The sequence below is a fragment of the Acidisphaera sp. L21 genome (genome assembly GCF_009765685.1).
In the GTDB taxonomy this organism is placed as follows: domain Bacteria; phylum Pseudomonadota; class Alphaproteobacteria; order Acetobacterales; family Acetobacteraceae; genus LMUY01.
In genome coordinates this window covers 269,298-283,209 of record NZ_LMUY01000145.1, presented here as the reverse complement: position 1 = coordinate 283,209, position 13,912 = coordinate 269,298, and the positions used below count along the sequence as shown (strand labels likewise).

Annotated in this window: 15 protein-coding genes; 5 read left to right on the top strand and 10 right to left on the bottom strand. The window is 67.3% G+C overall.

Features of this window, described 5'->3' with window-relative positions:
* Positions 1-3: 3 nt before the first annotated feature.
* The 10 genes from GSQ76_RS27850 to purQ all read right to left on the bottom strand — a co-directional run bounded on the left by GSQ76_RS27850 (position 4) and on the right by purQ (position 10,465).
* Entirely contained in the window at positions 4-369 is a 366-nt protein-coding gene (locus GSQ76_RS27850; protein ID WP_158747311.1) for a hypothetical protein, read from the bottom strand.
* Complete coding sequence (locus GSQ76_RS27845; RefSeq protein WP_158747310.1) at positions 369-2,033, bottom strand: NAD+ synthase; 1,665 nt, start codon at positions 2,031-2,033, stop codon at positions 369-371. Before GSQ76_RS27845 ends, GSQ76_RS27850 begins: the two co-directional genes overlap by 1 nt.
* Before the next feature lie 9 nt (positions 2,034-2,042).
* Positions 2,043-3,203 (bottom strand): nicotinate phosphoribosyltransferase, encoded by a 1,161-nt coding sequence (locus GSQ76_RS27840; protein ID WP_158747309.1) that lies wholly within the window; start codon positions 3,201-3,203, stop codon positions 2,043-2,045.
* 95 nt (positions 3,204-3,298) lie between these two features.
* On the bottom strand, positions 3,299-4,678 hold the full coding sequence (locus GSQ76_RS27835) for a class II 3-deoxy-7-phosphoheptulonate synthase (protein WP_254070674.1): 1,380 nt from the start codon (positions 4,676-4,678) through the stop codon (positions 3,299-3,301).
* A gap of 97 nt (positions 4,679-4,775) precedes the next feature.
* A complete protein-coding gene (gorA, locus tag GSQ76_RS27830) occupies positions 4,776-6,152 on the bottom strand; it encodes a glutathione-disulfide reductase (protein WP_158747308.1) in 1,377 nt (458 codons plus the stop codon).
* 52 nt (positions 6,153-6,204) lie between these two features.
* Positions 6,205-6,945, bottom strand: a complete 741-nt coding sequence (locus GSQ76_RS27825; RefSeq protein ID WP_158747426.1) for a DUF2461 domain-containing protein — start codon at positions 6,943-6,945, stop codon at positions 6,205-6,207.
* On the bottom strand, positions 6,929-7,273 hold the full coding sequence (gene grxD / locus GSQ76_RS27820) for a Grx4 family monothiol glutaredoxin (RefSeq protein WP_158747307.1): 345 nt from the start codon (positions 7,271-7,273) through the stop codon (positions 6,929-6,931). The genes GSQ76_RS27825 and grxD overlap by 17 nt, the downstream gene beginning before the upstream one ends.
* A gap of 29 nt (positions 7,274-7,302) precedes the next feature.
* Positions 7,303-7,533 (bottom strand): BolA family protein, encoded by a 231-nt coding sequence (locus GSQ76_RS27815; RefSeq protein WP_158747306.1) that lies wholly within the window; start codon positions 7,531-7,533, stop codon positions 7,303-7,305.
* A gap of 53 nt (positions 7,534-7,586) precedes the next feature.
* On the bottom strand, positions 7,587-9,773 hold the full coding sequence (gene purL, locus GSQ76_RS27810) for a phosphoribosylformylglycinamidine synthase subunit PurL (RefSeq protein ID WP_158747305.1): 2,187 nt from the start codon (positions 9,771-9,773) through the stop codon (positions 7,587-7,589).
* Entirely contained in the window at positions 9,770-10,465 is a 696-nt protein-coding gene (gene purQ, locus GSQ76_RS27805; protein ID WP_158747304.1) for a phosphoribosylformylglycinamidine synthase subunit PurQ, read from the bottom strand. The genes purL and purQ overlap by 4 nt, the downstream gene beginning before the upstream one ends.
* A gap of 102 nt (positions 10,466-10,567) precedes the next feature.
* On the opposite strand from purQ, the gene GSQ76_RS27800 reads away from it, so the two are divergent.
* The 5 genes from GSQ76_RS27800 to GSQ76_RS27780 are packed head-to-tail and all read left to right on the top strand — an operon-like array spanning position 10,568 to position 13,890.
* Positions 10,568-10,807: a FitA-like ribbon-helix-helix domain-containing protein gene (locus tag GSQ76_RS27800; RefSeq protein WP_158747303.1), complete on the top strand. Its 240-nt coding sequence runs from the start codon at positions 10,568-10,570 to the stop codon at positions 10,805-10,807.
* Complete coding sequence (locus GSQ76_RS27795) at positions 10,797-11,168, top strand: type II toxin-antitoxin system VapC family toxin (protein WP_158747302.1); 372 nt, start codon at positions 10,797-10,799, stop codon at positions 11,166-11,168. The genes GSQ76_RS27800 and GSQ76_RS27795 overlap by 11 nt, the downstream gene beginning before the upstream one ends.
* Positions 11,169-11,223: 55 nt before the next feature.
* Positions 11,224-12,060, top strand: a complete 837-nt coding sequence (locus GSQ76_RS27790) for a transporter substrate-binding domain-containing protein (protein WP_254070673.1) — start codon at positions 11,224-11,226, stop codon at positions 12,058-12,060.
* Between the two features lie 33 nt (positions 12,061-12,093).
* Positions 12,094-13,425, top strand: a complete 1,332-nt coding sequence (gltX, locus tag GSQ76_RS27785) for a glutamate--tRNA ligase (RefSeq protein ID WP_158747301.1) — start codon at positions 12,094-12,096, stop codon at positions 13,423-13,425.
* A complete protein-coding gene (locus tag GSQ76_RS27780; protein WP_158747300.1) occupies positions 13,426-13,890 on the top strand; it encodes a DUF2721 domain-containing protein in 465 nt (154 codons plus the stop codon). It begins immediately after the preceding gene.
* The last annotated feature ends 22 nt before the right edge of the window (positions 13,891-13,912 follow it).

The following is a 13,912-nucleotide window of genomic DNA, read 5'->3' as shown; positions in this document are numbered from 1 at the left end:
CTGTCAATCCTCGTCGTCCTCGTCTTCTTCGAGGCGGGGATCGAGGGCGCGCCAATCGCGGTCCTCTTCGCTGCCGGGTCGCTCGCCGAACTCGGCCAGTTCGGTGGCGCTGCGCCAGGCGCCCTGCGGGTTGTCGGTGATCTCCGCGTCCTCGCCAAAGGCGAACCAGGCGTCCAGCACGGCGCGCGAACTCATGCCCGGTGCGCGGCAGCGGTCCACACTGTCGCGGACATAGGCGCGGGCGAAGGCGTTGGCCTGCATCAGCGTGGGGAAGCCCGCGACTTCCTCCACCAGCTTGTCGTCGGAGGCGCCGGAGAGGTCGAGGATGCGGACCTTCCAGCCACCCTCCGGCGCAAACAGATCGCTCATTAGGCCACCAACTCGGTATATCCATTCGTTATGGGGTAGCGACGGTCCCGTCCGAAGGCGCGGGCGGTAATCTTCACGCCGGGCGGGGCCTGGCGGCGCTTGTATTCGGCGCGGTCCAGCATCCGCCAGACGCGCAGCACGGTGGCGCGGTCGAAGCCGCTGGCCGCCATGTCGTCGACCGACCGCTCCGCCTCCACCAGCCCGGCGAGGATGGCGTCCAACTCGGCATAGGGCGGCAGGGAGTCCTGATCGGTCTGGTCGTGCTTCAGCTCGGCGGAGGGTGGTTTGCTGATCACGCGATCGGGCATCACCGGGCCGGTCGGGCCGAGCGCGTGGGGTGGGTGGTTGGCGTTGCGCCAGCGGCATAGGTCGAAGACGGTGGTCTTGTAGACGTCCTTCAGCACGGAATAGCCGCCGCACATATCGCCGTACAGCGTGGCGTAGCCCACCGACATCTCGCTCTTGTTGCCCGTGGTCAGCAGCATGTCGCCGAACTTGTTCGACAGCGCCATCAGGATCAGCCCACGGGAGCGGGCCTGGATGTTTTCCTCGGTGGTGTCGGATTGGCGGCCCTGGAACAGCGGGGCGAGCACCTGGTCGAACGCGCCCATGGCGGGGGCGATCGGCACCGTGTCGCAGCGTATGCCGAGCAAGTGGGCGCAGGCGGCGGCGTCCTCCAGCGAGTGCTGGCCGGTGTAGGGCGACGGCATCATCACCGCGCGCACCCTGGCCGGGCCGAGCGCATCGACCGCGACCGCGGCCGATAGAGCCGAGTCGATGCCGCCGGACAGGCCAAGCAGGATTCCGGGGAAGCGGTTCTTGCGAACGTAATCCGCCAAACCAAGGACCAGGCAGCGATAGATCGACGCCAAGCGATCCGGTTCCTTGGCTGGCGGCTGTGGGGTGCAGACCAGGATTTCGCCCTGCCGGGTCCACGCGGTCAGCGTCACGCTTTCCTCGAAGAACGGCATCTGCACGGCTAGGGAGCGGTCGGGGTTCAGCACGAAGGACGCGCCGTCGAACACCACTTCGTCCTGGCCGCCGACCATGGCGCAGAAGACGCAGGCGAGGCCGGTTTCGACCACGCGCCGGACGGCCAGGTCGATGCGGCGGGCGGGCTTGCCGTCCTCGAACGGGGAGCCGTTGATCGACAGCAGCATCTCGGCGCCGCTTTCGGCCAAGGTTTCCGCGACGTCGGGGTACCACCAGTCCTCGCAAATCATCAGGCCGAGGCGGAAGCCGCGGAAGGATACCGGGCCGGGGGCGGGACCGGCATCGAATACGCGCTTTTCGTCGAACACGCCGTAATTGGGCAGTTCGTGCTTGGCCCGGCGCGTCGTGATCCGGCCGCCATCCAGCACGAAGGCGGCGTTGTGCAAATGCGGGCCGTCGCGCCATGGGCCGCCCACGATCAGGCCGGGACCGCCATCGGCCGTGTCGGCGGCAAGGGTGGCGACGGCCGCCTCGCAGGCGGCGACGTAGTCGGGACGGCGGACCAGATCCTCCGGCTGATAGCCGCCGACGGAGAATTCGGGAGTGACGACGAGGTCGGCGCCAAGCCTTGCGCCCTCGGCCCTGGCGCGGCGGATCGCGGCGAGGTTGGCCTCGATCTGCCCGGCGTGGAGATTAATTTGTGCCAGCGCAATGCGCAGCGTGTCGGTCATTCAACGAAGCTAGGGGGCGCCTTTGTTGGAATCAACGCCATTACGCTTGCGTGCCCCGTTGCGGCGCAACAGGAATTCGCGACCCACCTTCACGCGCGCATCGCCGTCATAGGCGACGATATCGGCGGTGGCGTAGGTCTCGGCCCAATGATCGGGGATGTAGCTACCGGTGCCCACCACGTCGATCGGGGCCTGGCAATCCGCCATCACCCGGCATTTGTCGACGTTGAAGCCGGAGGACACGACGATCCGCACCTTGTCGAACCCGGCATCATCCAGCGCCTCCCGCATGCGCCAGATGGCGGCGGCGGACACGCCGGAGCCAACGAGGTAGCGCAGTTCGGTGTCGCTGCGGTAGCGGCGGATGGCGCCGGGGGAGCGGCGTTCGAGGACGGCATAGCTCTCGCCGGGGTCCAGGCCTTCCAGGAAGCGTCCGCCATGCGTGTCGAGGCGGACGGACATCTTGCCGGCCTTGGCCAGGTCGGCGAAGCGGCGGCAGACGGCGAGGCCGTCGGTGACTTCGCGGCCGAAATAGTCGGTGAGGACGGTGAGAGGTTCGCCGGGGAAAGTTTCGGCGAACATCTCGGCCGCGCGGACGGTGGAACCGGCGTAGCCGATCAGCGCGTGCGGCATGGTGCCGGCGCCGTGCGGCTGGCCGAACCAATGCGCCGTCATCTCGGTCGCTGTGCCGACGAAGCCGCGGGCGCCCTCGGCCTGGGCGGCGCGGCTGCCTACGCCGGCGGCGTAGCCCATCATGTCCTGCATTTCGCCACCGGCACAGTGCCGGGCGTCCATGGCCAGGAAGGCGACGTTCGGGAGGGCGTTGCACATCTGGTAGGCGTTGTGGGCGGCGACGCAGGCCGGGCCCAGCTTCTGCAGGAAGATCGTCTCGCAGTTGGACAGGTGCTGGAACGAGCCGGTGATGTAGATCAGCGGTTCGCCGGCGCCGACCCAGCTGCCTTCCGGATGGGTGACATCGAGGTCGACCTCGAACCCCTGTTCGGCGGCGACGGCGGTGAGCCAATCCACCAGCAGACGCGGGGCGGAGATGACCGGGCGGCGGAGGAACACCGCGTAGGTGACGCGCTTGTCGCCGAACTTGGCGATGATGTCCCGCGTTCGGTTGAAATAGGCATCGGTACGCGAGTCGATGTCGTCGGACAGGGTCATGGTCTACCTGCAGGGTGTGACGAGGGCACCGCCCCCGTCTGCCGGAAGACTCTCGGCCCCCGGCCCCCGTTCTGTAAAGATGTCAGCGGTATCGTCTACTGGGCTGCGACCGCGGTCAGCGGCACCGGACGGCGGCGGGACTTCAGTTCCTCGGACACGAGGAAAGCCAGTTCCAGAGACTGCTCGGCATTCAGGCGTGGGTCGCAGAACGTCTCGTAGCGGTCCGCCAGGTCGGCCTCGGTCAAATGGTGGGCGCCCCCGACGCATTCGGTGACATTCTGGCCGGTCATCTCGACGTGAACGCCACCGGCCCAGGTGCCCTCCGCCGCGTGCACGTCGAAGAAGCCGCGGACTTCCTTCAGGATCGCGTCAAAGGAGCGGGTCTTGATCTTGGTGGCGGTGTTGATGGTGTTGCCGTGCATGGCGTCGCACAGCCACAGGACGCGGCGGCCCTCGGACTTCACCGCGCGCACCAGTGGGGACAGCTTCTGGCCGACGTTTTCGGCGCCCATCCGGCTGATGAGGGTGACGCGGCCGGGTTCGTCCTTGGGGTTCAGGATCTCGATCAGGCGGATCAGGTCGGCGACCGGCGTGGTGGGGCCGACCTTGATGCCGATCGGGTTCTTCACGCCGCGGAGAAACTCGACATGGGCGCCGTCCGGCTGGCGGGTGCGGTCGCCGATCCAGAGGAAGTGGGCGGAGCAAGCGTACCAATCGCCGGTGGTGGAATCGACCCGGGTCAGCGCCTGCTCGTAGGGCAGGAGAAGCGCCTCGTGGCTGGTGTAGAAATCGGTTTCGCGGATCTGCGGCGTGGTGGCGCTGGTGATGCCGCAGGCGGCCATGAAGCCGAGCGTTTCCTGGATGCGCTGGGCCAGTTCGCCGTAGCGCTCGGCCAGGGGGGAGCGGGCGGCGAAGGAGAGATTCCAGCGATGGACCTCGTGCAGGTCGGCATAACCACCGCTGGCGAAGGCGCGCAGCAGGTTCAGCGTGCCGGCGGATTGGAAGTAGCCGGTTTCCATGCGCGCCGGGTCGGGGACGCGGTCGGCGGCGGTGAAGGCCGGGCCGTTGACGATGTCGCCGCGGTAGGAGGGTAGCGCCGTGCCATCCACGGTTTCCATGTCGGCGGAGCGGGGCTTGGCGAATTGGCCGGCCATGCGGCCCAGTTTGACCACGGGCAGGCTGGCGCCGAACGTCAGCACGACCGCCATCTGCAGCAGCACCCGGAAGGTGTCGCGGATGATGTTGGCGTTGAAGTCGCCGAAGCTTTCGGCACAATCGCCGCCCTGCAGCACGAAGGCATTGCCCTCGGACGCCGTCGCCAATGCCGCCTTCAGCCGCCGGGCCTCGCCTGCAAAAACCAGCGGCGGATAGGATTTCAGCCGGGCTTCGACCCGTGCGAGCGCATCCGCGTCCGGATAGGCGGGGTTCTGACGGATGGGTTGGTGACGCCAATTTTCCGGCGACCAGCTCTGCATGGCACTTGCTCCTCTTGGCGCCTTATCACCCAAAATTTGCATCATTGCCATTGTGCGCAGCGCTGGTCGCCCCAGCGTCTAGCTCAGTCGTTCCGGATTACTCGGCGGCTTTCGCTTTCACCCCGGCGACGCGGGTGCGGGTGCGCATGGTGACCCACTCCTCCGCCGCGGTGGGATGGATGCCGATGGTGCGGTCGAAATCCGCCTTGGTGGCGCCGGCGTTCATGGCGATGGAGATGCCCTGCATCATTTCGGCCGCGTCGTCGCCCAACATGTGGGCGCCGACGACGCGCTGGGTGGATTGCTCCACCACCAGCTTCATCACCGTGCGGGAGTGGCGGCCCGTCATGGTGTGCCGCATGGGGGTGAACTTGGTCATGTAGACGTCGACCGGGTAACGGGCGGCGGCGTCTTCCTCCGTCAGCCCCACGGTCGCCATGGGCGGGTGGCTGAACACGGCGGTGGCGACGGTGTCGAAATTCCAGGTGCGGTGCGTGGGACTGTACAGCTTGTCAGCCAGGATGTGGCCCTCGGCGATGGCGACGGGGGTCAGGTTCATGTGGTTGGACACGTCGCCGATGGCGTAGATGTTGGGCTGGCTGGTCTGCTGCTCGGCATTGACCACCACGGCGCCGCTATCGGTGGATCTTACCCCCGCGGCTTCGAGGTTCAGGCCTTTGGTGTTCGGACGGCGCCCAGCGGCCCAGAACACCAGGTCGGTATGGCGGACGGTGCCGTCCATCAGGTGCACGTGGTAGCCGTCGCCCTCCCGCTCGACCTTGGAGGGGGCGGTGCCGCAGTGGAGCTTCACGCCCTGGGCGGTCAACGCCTCGGCCAAGGCTTCCCGCAGGTCGTGGTCGAAGCCGCGCAGGGGGAGCGGGGGGCGGCAGACGAGTTCGACCTCGGAGCCGAGGCCGGCGAAGATGCCAGCGAACTCGACCGCGATGTAGCCGGCGCCGATCAGCATCACCCTGCGGGGCAATTCCTTTAGGTGGAACGCCTCGTCGGACGTAATGCCGAGTTCGCAGCCGGGCATGCTGGGGCGCAGCGGGTGGCCGCCGACGGCGATGACGATCTTGTCCGCCGTCACGCGCTTGCCGCCGACATCGAGCGTATGGGCGTCGATGAAAGAGGCGCGGGCGTCGAACATGGTGCAGCCAGAGCCGGTGAGCAGCTTGACGTAGATGGCGTTCAGCCGGGCGATCTCGGCATCCTTGGCGGCGATGAAGGCGCCCCAATCATGGGTGCCACGCTGCGTGTCCCAGCCGAAGCCGCGGCTGTCCTGGACCTGCATGCCGTAATCGGCGGCCATCACCATCAGCTTTTTCGGCACGCAGCCGACGTTCACGCAGGTGCCGCCCCAATACGTGCTTTCCGCCACGGCAACGCGGGCGCCGTGTTGGGCGGCAATGCGAGCGCAGCGCACGCCGCCGGAGCCGCCGCCGATGACGAACAGGTCGAAGTCGTAGGCCATCGGAGCACCCTTCTCTATTCGGTACCGCACATAAGCGCGTACGGCCCGGATGTCAGCGCCCCTGCAGGCGGCTCCAATCCGGCGGCGGGCCGGCCTCGGCGATGGCGTTCCAGCCGAATTGCAGAAAGGGCAGCATGGCCTGCGTCAGCTCCACGATGCGCGGGACGAGCGTGGCGGAGCCGACATCCCGCTTGGTCAGCCTGGCCGTGACGAGCAGGTTGCGGGCCTTGATGGCGGGGAGGATGGCCGGGTCGGTGATGTCCTCGAACCCGCGAGGAGCGCGGACTAGGCCGTCGGATGTATCGAGCGCCAGCCCGGCGGACTCGGCATGCGCCACGGCAGCGGTGAAGCCGGCGGGATCGACCCGGATGGCCTCGCGGATCGCGTCCAGTTCCTCCCGCTCGACATGCCAGAAGCCGGCGCCGACGAAGCAGCCCTCATCGGCGAGGTGGAGGTAGGTGACGCCGGCGCTCTCTTTCTTATAGCCGGGGCGCATCCACACGATTCCCGCATGGGTCTTGTAGGGCGACTTGTCTTTGCTAAAGCGCACGTCACGGTTCAGCCGGAACAGGGAGCGCTTGGCGTCCCCACTCAACGGCAGATCCAAACTGGCATAGGCGGCGGCCACCTGTTCGGCGACCGCCACACTGGGGAGGCGGATTTCCGCCTCGTATGCGTCGCGGTTGTCCTCGAACCAGGCTTTCGTTTGGTTCGTCGCGAGACCGCGGAAGAAGGCGAAGGCCGCCGGGCGGAACCCGGCGAACCCGGCTGATGCCTTAGGCGGCGGCCTGATGCGGCACGCCCTTTTCCTTCATCAGCGTCTCAAGCTCACCGGACTGGAACATCTCGGTCACGATGTCGCAGCCGCCAACGAACTCACCATCGACATACAGCTGCGGGATGGTCGGCCACTGCGAGAACGCCTTGATCCCCTCGCGCAGCGCCGGGTCTTCCAACACGTTGGCGGTGTGGAACGGGACGCCCATGTGGCTGAGGATCTGCACGACGCGCGCGGAGAAGCCACATTGCGGGAACAGCGCATTGCCCTTCATGAACAGCATCACGCGGTTGTCCGTGATGTCCTTCTTGATCCGGTCGGTCGCAGCCATCGTCTCGCTCATGGTGTCATCTCCAAAGTGGGGCAGAGGGTTCAGGGGGCAGAGGTTTGAAGGGCCAGGGCGTGCAGTTCACCACCCATCCGGCCGCGCAAGGCGGCATAGACGAGTTGGTGCTGCTTCACCCGCGTTAGCCCGCGGAAGGTCTCGCTCGTGACCGTGGCGGCGTAGTGGTCGCCGTCCCCGGCCAGGTCTTCGACAGTCACGCGCGCGTCCGGTAGGGCGGCACGTATCATCGCCTCGATCTCACTGGCAGCCATAGCCATTGGGTCAGCACTCTCGCGGTTGCATCATGATATGGTTAGGACGATGGGCGAAGTCAAACCTGGTCCATCCAGGCGGGGAAGAAGCGTTCGTTCGCTGCCTTCAACGCCGCGAGTGTGACAAAGCTGCCATCGGCCAAGGTGAGGCGGTCCCCGGTGGTGGAGCCGAGGCGGCGCACCGGAACGCCCGCGGCATCGGCCGCCAGCATCACGGCGGCGGCGTCGGTGACGGCCAGGACGTAGCGGCCCTGATCTTCCCCGAACCACCAGCCATTGACGTCGATGCCCGGCGTCGGCGCGGCCAGGTGAACGCCGACCCCGCCGGCCATCGCCATTTCGGCCACCGTGACCAGCAGGCCGCCGTCGGAAGCGTCGTGGCAGGCAGTGATCTTGCCCTCGATGATCTGCTTGCGCACGAAATCGCCGTTGCGGCGCTCAACGGCCAGATCCACGGTCGGGGGCGGGCCTTCCTCGCGGCCGGCGATTTCGCGCAGCCAGAGGGACTGGCCGAGTTGGCCCTCGGTGTCGCCGATCAGGACCAGTTCCAGGCCGGGCTGCAGGGCCAGGCCCACGGCGCTGGCGGCGTCGGCGATGACACCCAGGCCGCCGATCGCGGGGGTAGGCAGGATCGGGGTGCCGTCCGTCTCGTTGTAAAGGCTGACGTTGCCGCTGACGACGGGGAAATCCAGCGCGGTGCAGGCCGCGGCCATCCCGGCGATGGCGGAGGCGAATTGGCCCATGACGATCGGCTTTTCCGGGTTGCCGAAGTTCATGTTGTCGGTGATCGCCAGCGGGGTGGCGCCGGTGGCGGTGATGTTGCGCCATGCCTCCGCCACGGCCTGCATGCCGCCCATGCGGGGATCGGCGGCGCAGTAGCGCGGGGTGCAATCCGTGGTGAGCGCCAGGGCCAGGGAGTGGTCGTCGATGCGGACGATGGCGGCGTCGGCGGCGCCGGGTCGCTTGGCGGTTTGGCCGCCGATGGTGCTGTCGTACTGGTTCCAGACCCAGGCACGGGAGCAGAGGTCCGGGCATGCCACCAGCGTGGCCAGTGCATCCACCGGGGAGACGGTGCTGGTGATGGGGCCAAGCGGCGGTTGGGGCGGCGTGTCCTGGGTGGGGCGGTGGTAGAGCGGGGCTTTCTCGGCCAATGGGTCTAGCGGGATGTCCGCCTCGACCACGCCCTTGTGCTTGATGACGATGTGGCCGGTGTCGGTCAGGTGGCCGATGACGGCGAAATCCAGCTCCCACTTCTCGAAGATGGCGCGCGCCATGGCTTCGCGCTCCGGCTTCAGGACGATCAGCATGCGTTCCTGGCTCTCGGACAACATCATCTCGTAGGCGGACATGTGGGCTTCACGCTGCGGCAGCATGTCGAGGTCGAGCTGGATGCCGACGCCGCCCTTGCCGGCCATTTCGACCGAGGAGGAAGTGAGCCCGGCGGCGCCCATGTCCTGGATGGCGACGATGGCGTCGGTCGCCATCAGTTCGAGGCACGCCTCGATCAGCAGCTTTTCGGTAAAGGGGTCGCCGACCTGCACGGTGGGGCGCTTGCTTTCGCTGTCGGCGCCGAACTCGGCGGAGGCCATGGTGGCGCCGTGGATGCCGTCGCGCCCGGTGCGGCTGCCGACGTAGACGACGGGGTTGCCGATGCCGGCGGCGGCGGAGAGAAAGATGCGGTCACGCGGGGCGATGCCGACCGTCATGGCATTGACCAGGGGGTTACCGTTGTAAGCCGGGTGGAAGTTCACCTCGCCGCCGACGGTGGGGACGCCGACGCAATTGCCGTAGCCGCCGATGCCGCGGACCACGCCGTCCACCACACGCTTGGTCGCCGGGTGGTCGGGGCTGCCGAAGCGCAGGGCGTTGAGGTTGGCGATGGGGCGGGCGCCCATGGTGAAGACGTCGCGCAGGATGCCACCAACGCCGGTGGCCGCACCCTGGTAGGGTTCGATGAAGCTGGGGTGGTTGTGGGATTCCATCTTGAAGATGGCGGCCAGGCCCTCGCCGATATCGACGACGCCAGCGTTCTCGCCGGGGCCGTGAATGACCCAAGGGGCCTTGGTCGGCAGCGTCTTCAGCCAGACGCGGGACGATTTGTAGGAGCAGTGCTCCGACCACATGACGGAGAAGATGCCAAGTTCGGTGAAGCTGGGCGTGCGGCCCATGATGGACAGGACGTTGGCGTATTCGTCGGCGCTGAGGCCGAATTCCTTGGCCAGCGCCGGGGTGACGTCGCGGTTCATGCTGCCAGCGCCTCGACCAGGCCGGCGAAAAGAGGGGCGCCGTCGGTGCCGCCCATGAGGGGATCCACCAGGTCCTCGGGGTGCGGCATGAGGCCGAGGACGCGGTGGTTGGCGCTGTAGACGCCGGCGATGGAGCGCGCGGAGCCGTTGGGATTGGCGGATGTCGCCGTTTCACCCTCGGGGGTGACGTAACGGAAGGCCACCCGGTCCTCGCCCTCCAGCAGGTCGAGCGTGGCCTGGTCGGCGTTGTAGTTGCCGTCGCCATGGGCCATCGGGGCGCGGAAGACCTGGCCCTTCTGGTAGTGGCGCGTGTAGGCGGTGCCGGCGCGTTCGACGCGGAGGTGGCAGTCCTGGGACAGGAAGCGGAGGGCCGCGTTGCGCAGCAGGGCGCCGGGCAGGATCTGCGCCTCGGTCAGGACCTGAAAGCCGTTGCAGATGCCCAGCACGTGACCGCCCTGGTCGGCAAAGGCGCGGATGGCGGGCATGATGGGGGAATGGGCGGCCATGGCGCCGCAACGGAGGTAGTCGCCGTGGGAAAAGCCGCCCGGCAGGATCACCAGGTCGGTACCGGCCGGCAGTTCAGTTTCCCGGTGCCACAGCGTGCCGGGGCGCTTGCCGGTCGCCCGATGCAGAGCGATGGCGACATCTCGCTCACGATTGGTGCCAGGGAATACGACGATAGCGGATTTCACGAACCGGGCTCCTCCGGGTGGGCACGGGGCCGCTGTAGCATAATGTTGCGGCTGTGTTGAAGCGCGCGTAGGATCTGTTTTGGAGCCATTGTGGAACCAACCATGCCCGTCAACCTGTCGATCAAGAATGCCCCGGATGATGTCGTCGAACGCCTGCGCCGCCGGGCTGCGCGCAATCATCGGTCGCTGCAGGGGGAGTTACTATCGATTCTCGAAGACGTAGCGCGGATCGACGCATCGCCGCGGTCGTTGACCGTCGACGAAATTGCGGCACTTGCGGAACAGGTTGGCCCGCGGTCGCCGTCATCTGTTGAGATGATCCGGGAAGATCGTGACCGTTAAGGTCGTCGACGCGTCCGCCATCGCCGCGCTGTGCTTTGCCGAACCCGAGCAAGCTTCCATCGTCAGGGCCTTACGCGGTTTTGAGCTTGCGGCGCCGGCGCTGATCGACTTCGAACTGGCAAATATCTGCTGGAAACGATCCCGGCGCGATTCAACGCATGCAGCGCAGTATCGCGCCCAACTCCGCACCAGAACGGCGCTGCCGATCGCGATTCACGACGTGATGTTCGAGGACGTGCTCGACCTGGCCGTCCGCACAGGGCTCACAGCCTATGATGCGAGTTATCTGTGGCTGGCGCGGCATCTTGGCGCGGAACTCGTCACCCTGGATAAACGGCTCGCGGCCGTGTCAGCCGCATGACAGCTCTGCGAAAGCCGGGCATGTTGTCCGCAACCAACGTGAGGATCGCCCCATCGTGACCCGTCTTGCCGCCATGCTGGCTGCCGTCGCCCTTGCCTTTGCCCCGGCCGCGCAGGCGAAGGAGTGGGCGCATATCACCATCGCCACCGAGGGTGCGTTCCCGCCGTATAACTTCCACGCGCCGGATGGCTCGCTCGCCGGGTTCGAGATCGACTACGCGCATGTGCTGTGCGCCAACATGAAGGTGAAGTGCGACATCATCGCGCAGGATTGGGACGGCATCATTCCCGGGCTGCAGGCGGGAAAGTATGACGCGATCATGGCTGCGATGAGCATCACGCCGAAGCGGATGGAGGTGTTGGCGTTCGCCGGGCCGTATATCGCCAGCCCCACCACCTTCGTGATGAGCAAGGATGCCGGCGGCAAACTGCCGCTGACGGGCCAGACCATCCGGCTGGACGACGCGGCGGCGGCCAAGACGGCGCTGGAGCCACTGCGCCAGGCGTTGAAGGGCAAGATCCTCGGCGTGCAGGTCAGCACCATCCAGTCCGACGTCGCCAACCTGTATTTGAAGGACGTCGTGGCCGAGATCCGCACCTATAAGACCACGCAGGAAGAAGACCTGGACATCCAGGCGGGCCGCATCGACGCGATCTGCGGCAGCCAGGCGACGCTGGCGGCCAGTTTGGAGAAGCCGGGCGGCGATGTGGCCGTGATGGCCGGGCCGCTGTTGCGTGGGGGCGCCACGGGCACCGGCTCGGGCGTGGGGCTGCGCAAGACCGATCCGGAGCTGAAGACGATGTTCGACGGCGCTATCGAAGCGGCGAAGGCGGACGGCACGACCAAGGCGCTGTACATGAAGTGGTTCAAGGTCGACCTGACGCCGCAGTGACGCCAACCGAGACTCTCGGTATGAGCTAGCGGCATGAAACTCCGCTTCGCTCCCTCCCCCACCGGCCTGCTGCATGTCGGCAATGTCCGTGCCGCCCTGGCGAACTATCTGCTCGCGCGGCGGCACGGCGGGTCATTCCTGCTGCGCTTCGACGACACCGATACGACGCGCAACAAGCCGGAATTCGCCGTCGCGATCGAGCAGGACCTGACGTGGCTGGGGCTGGATTGGGACGACAGCTTTCGCCAATCCGACCGGCTGGCCGATTACGCGGCGGCTGCGCGCAAGCTGGAGGCGGCGGGACGGCTGTATCCCTGCTTCGAGAGCGAGGTGGAGTTGCAGGCCAAGCGGGACCAGCGCCTGCGTCGCCACCAGCCGCCAACCTACGACCGCGCGATGCTGAAACTGACGCCGGAACAGCGCGCCGCCGCCGAGGCCGGGGGCAAGGTGCCGTATTGGCGCTTCCGCCTGTCCGACGGGGCCAGCGCCTGGCGAGACATCGTGCTAGGCGACAAGCAGGTCCGGTTGGCCACCATCTCCGACCCGGTGCTGGTCCGGGCGGATGGCGCGCCGCTGTATACCTTCACCTCCGTGGTGGACGATTTGGCCACGGGGATCACCCATATCGTGCGCGGCGAGGACCATGTGACGAACACCGCCGTGCAGCTCGACATCTGGAAGGCGCTGGGCGGCGACCCGGCGGCGTTGTCGTTCGCGCATCTGCCGCTGCTGGTGGGCGATGACGGGGGCAAATTATCCAAGCGCACCGGCTCGCTCTCGTTGCGGGGGCTGCGGCAGGATGGGGTGGAGGCGTCGGCAGTTACCGCGTATCTGGCGCGGCTGGGCACGTCGGAGGATCCGGTGCCGTGCGAGCTGCCGCAATTGGCGGTGGATTTCGAGCTGAGCCGATACTCGCGGTCGTCCCCGCGGTTCGACATCCGGCAGTTGCTGGCGCTGAACCGCAAGGTGCTGCACGGCCTGCCGTTCGAGGCGGTGCAGGATCGCCTGCCGCCCGGCGCCACCCCGGCGTTTTGGGATGCGGTGCGTGGCAATCTCGACATGCTGGTGGAGGCGCGCGGGTGGTGGGACGTGGTGGCCGGGCACATCGTGCCCCCCGTGGTGGAGGGCGAGGGCGAGTTCCTTCGCGAAGCGCTGGCCACCCTGCCCGCCGAGCCTTGGACGCCGGATGTTTGGGTGACTTGGACCGATGCGTTGAAGGCCTCCACCGGCCGCAAGGGGCGCAATCTGTTCCATCCGCTGCGCCTGGCGCTGACGGGGGAGGAGCGCGGGCCGGAAATGCGCGGGTTGCTGCCGTTGATCGGGCGGCCCCGGGCGGCGGAACGGTTGCAGGTGGCGCAGGCCTGAATGGACCCCATCGCGGCGTCGGGCGATGTCACGCATATCATCCAGACCGCGCTGGCGCCGATCTTTCTGCTGTCGGGCATCGGGACGCTGCTGAACCTGTTCAACACACGGCTGGCCCGCGTGTCCGACCATGTGGAGCACATCACCGAGTTGCTGGACGCTGCCGATGACGACCAGAAGGCGCTCGATCTATATCGCCATCTGCGGCGGCTGAGCCGGCGGCGGTTGGCGCTGGATGCCTCGGTGATTTTTGCCGGGTTGGCGGGGGCGTGCACCTGTGCGGCGGCGTTTGCGCTCTTCGTGGTGACGCTGCGCGATGCGGCGGGTAGCATGGTGCTGCTGTGGGTGTTCGGGATGGCGCTCGGCTGCACCATCGTGGCGCTGGCGGCGTTCATCGTGGATACGATTCTGGCCTGGCACGGCGTGCTCCGCGATGGGCCGATGCCACTGGCCAAACGCTTCTAATCGCGTGCGCCTGGTTGTCAGC

Bases quoted from the DNA above. Each gene is read 5' to 3' on its own strand.
- GSQ76_RS27850 (WP_158747311.1), bottom strand. From the start codon at position 369: ATGAGCGATCTGTTTGCGCCGGAGGGTGGCTGGAAGGTCCGCATCCTC.
- GSQ76_RS27845 (WP_158747310.1), bottom strand. From the start codon at position 2,033: ATGACCGACACGCTGCGCATTGCGCTGGCACAAATTAATCTCCACGCC.
- GSQ76_RS27840 (WP_158747309.1), bottom strand. From the start codon at position 3,203: ATGACCCTGTCCGACGACATCGACTCGCGTACCGATGCCTATTTCAAC.
- GSQ76_RS27835 (WP_254070674.1), bottom strand. From the start codon at position 4,678: ATGCAGAGCTGGTCGCCGGAAAATTGGCGTCACCAACCCATCCGTCAG.
- gorA (WP_158747308.1), bottom strand. From the start codon at position 6,152: ATGGCCTACGACTTCGACCTGTTCGTCATCGGCGGCGGCTCCGGCGGC.
- grxD (WP_158747307.1), bottom strand. From the start codon at position 7,273: ATGAGCGAGACGATGGCTGCGACCGACCGGATCAAGAAGGACATCACG.
- GSQ76_RS27815 (WP_158747306.1), bottom strand. From the start codon at position 7,533: ATGGCTATGGCTGCCAGTGAGATCGAGGCGATGATACGTGCCGCCCTA.
- purL (WP_158747305.1), bottom strand. From the start codon at position 9,773: ATGAACCGCGACGTCACCCCGGCGCTGGCCAAGGAATTCGGCCTCAGC.
- GSQ76_RS27800 (WP_158747303.1), top strand. From the start codon at position 10,568: ATGCCCGTCAACCTGTCGATCAAGAATGCCCCGGATGATGTCGTCGAA.
- gltX (WP_158747301.1), top strand. From the start codon at position 12,094: ATGAAACTCCGCTTCGCTCCCTCCCCCACCGGCCTGCTGCATGTCGGC.
- GSQ76_RS27780 (WP_158747300.1), top strand. From the start codon at position 13,426: ATGGACCCCATCGCGGCGTCGGGCGATGTCACGCATATCATCCAGACC.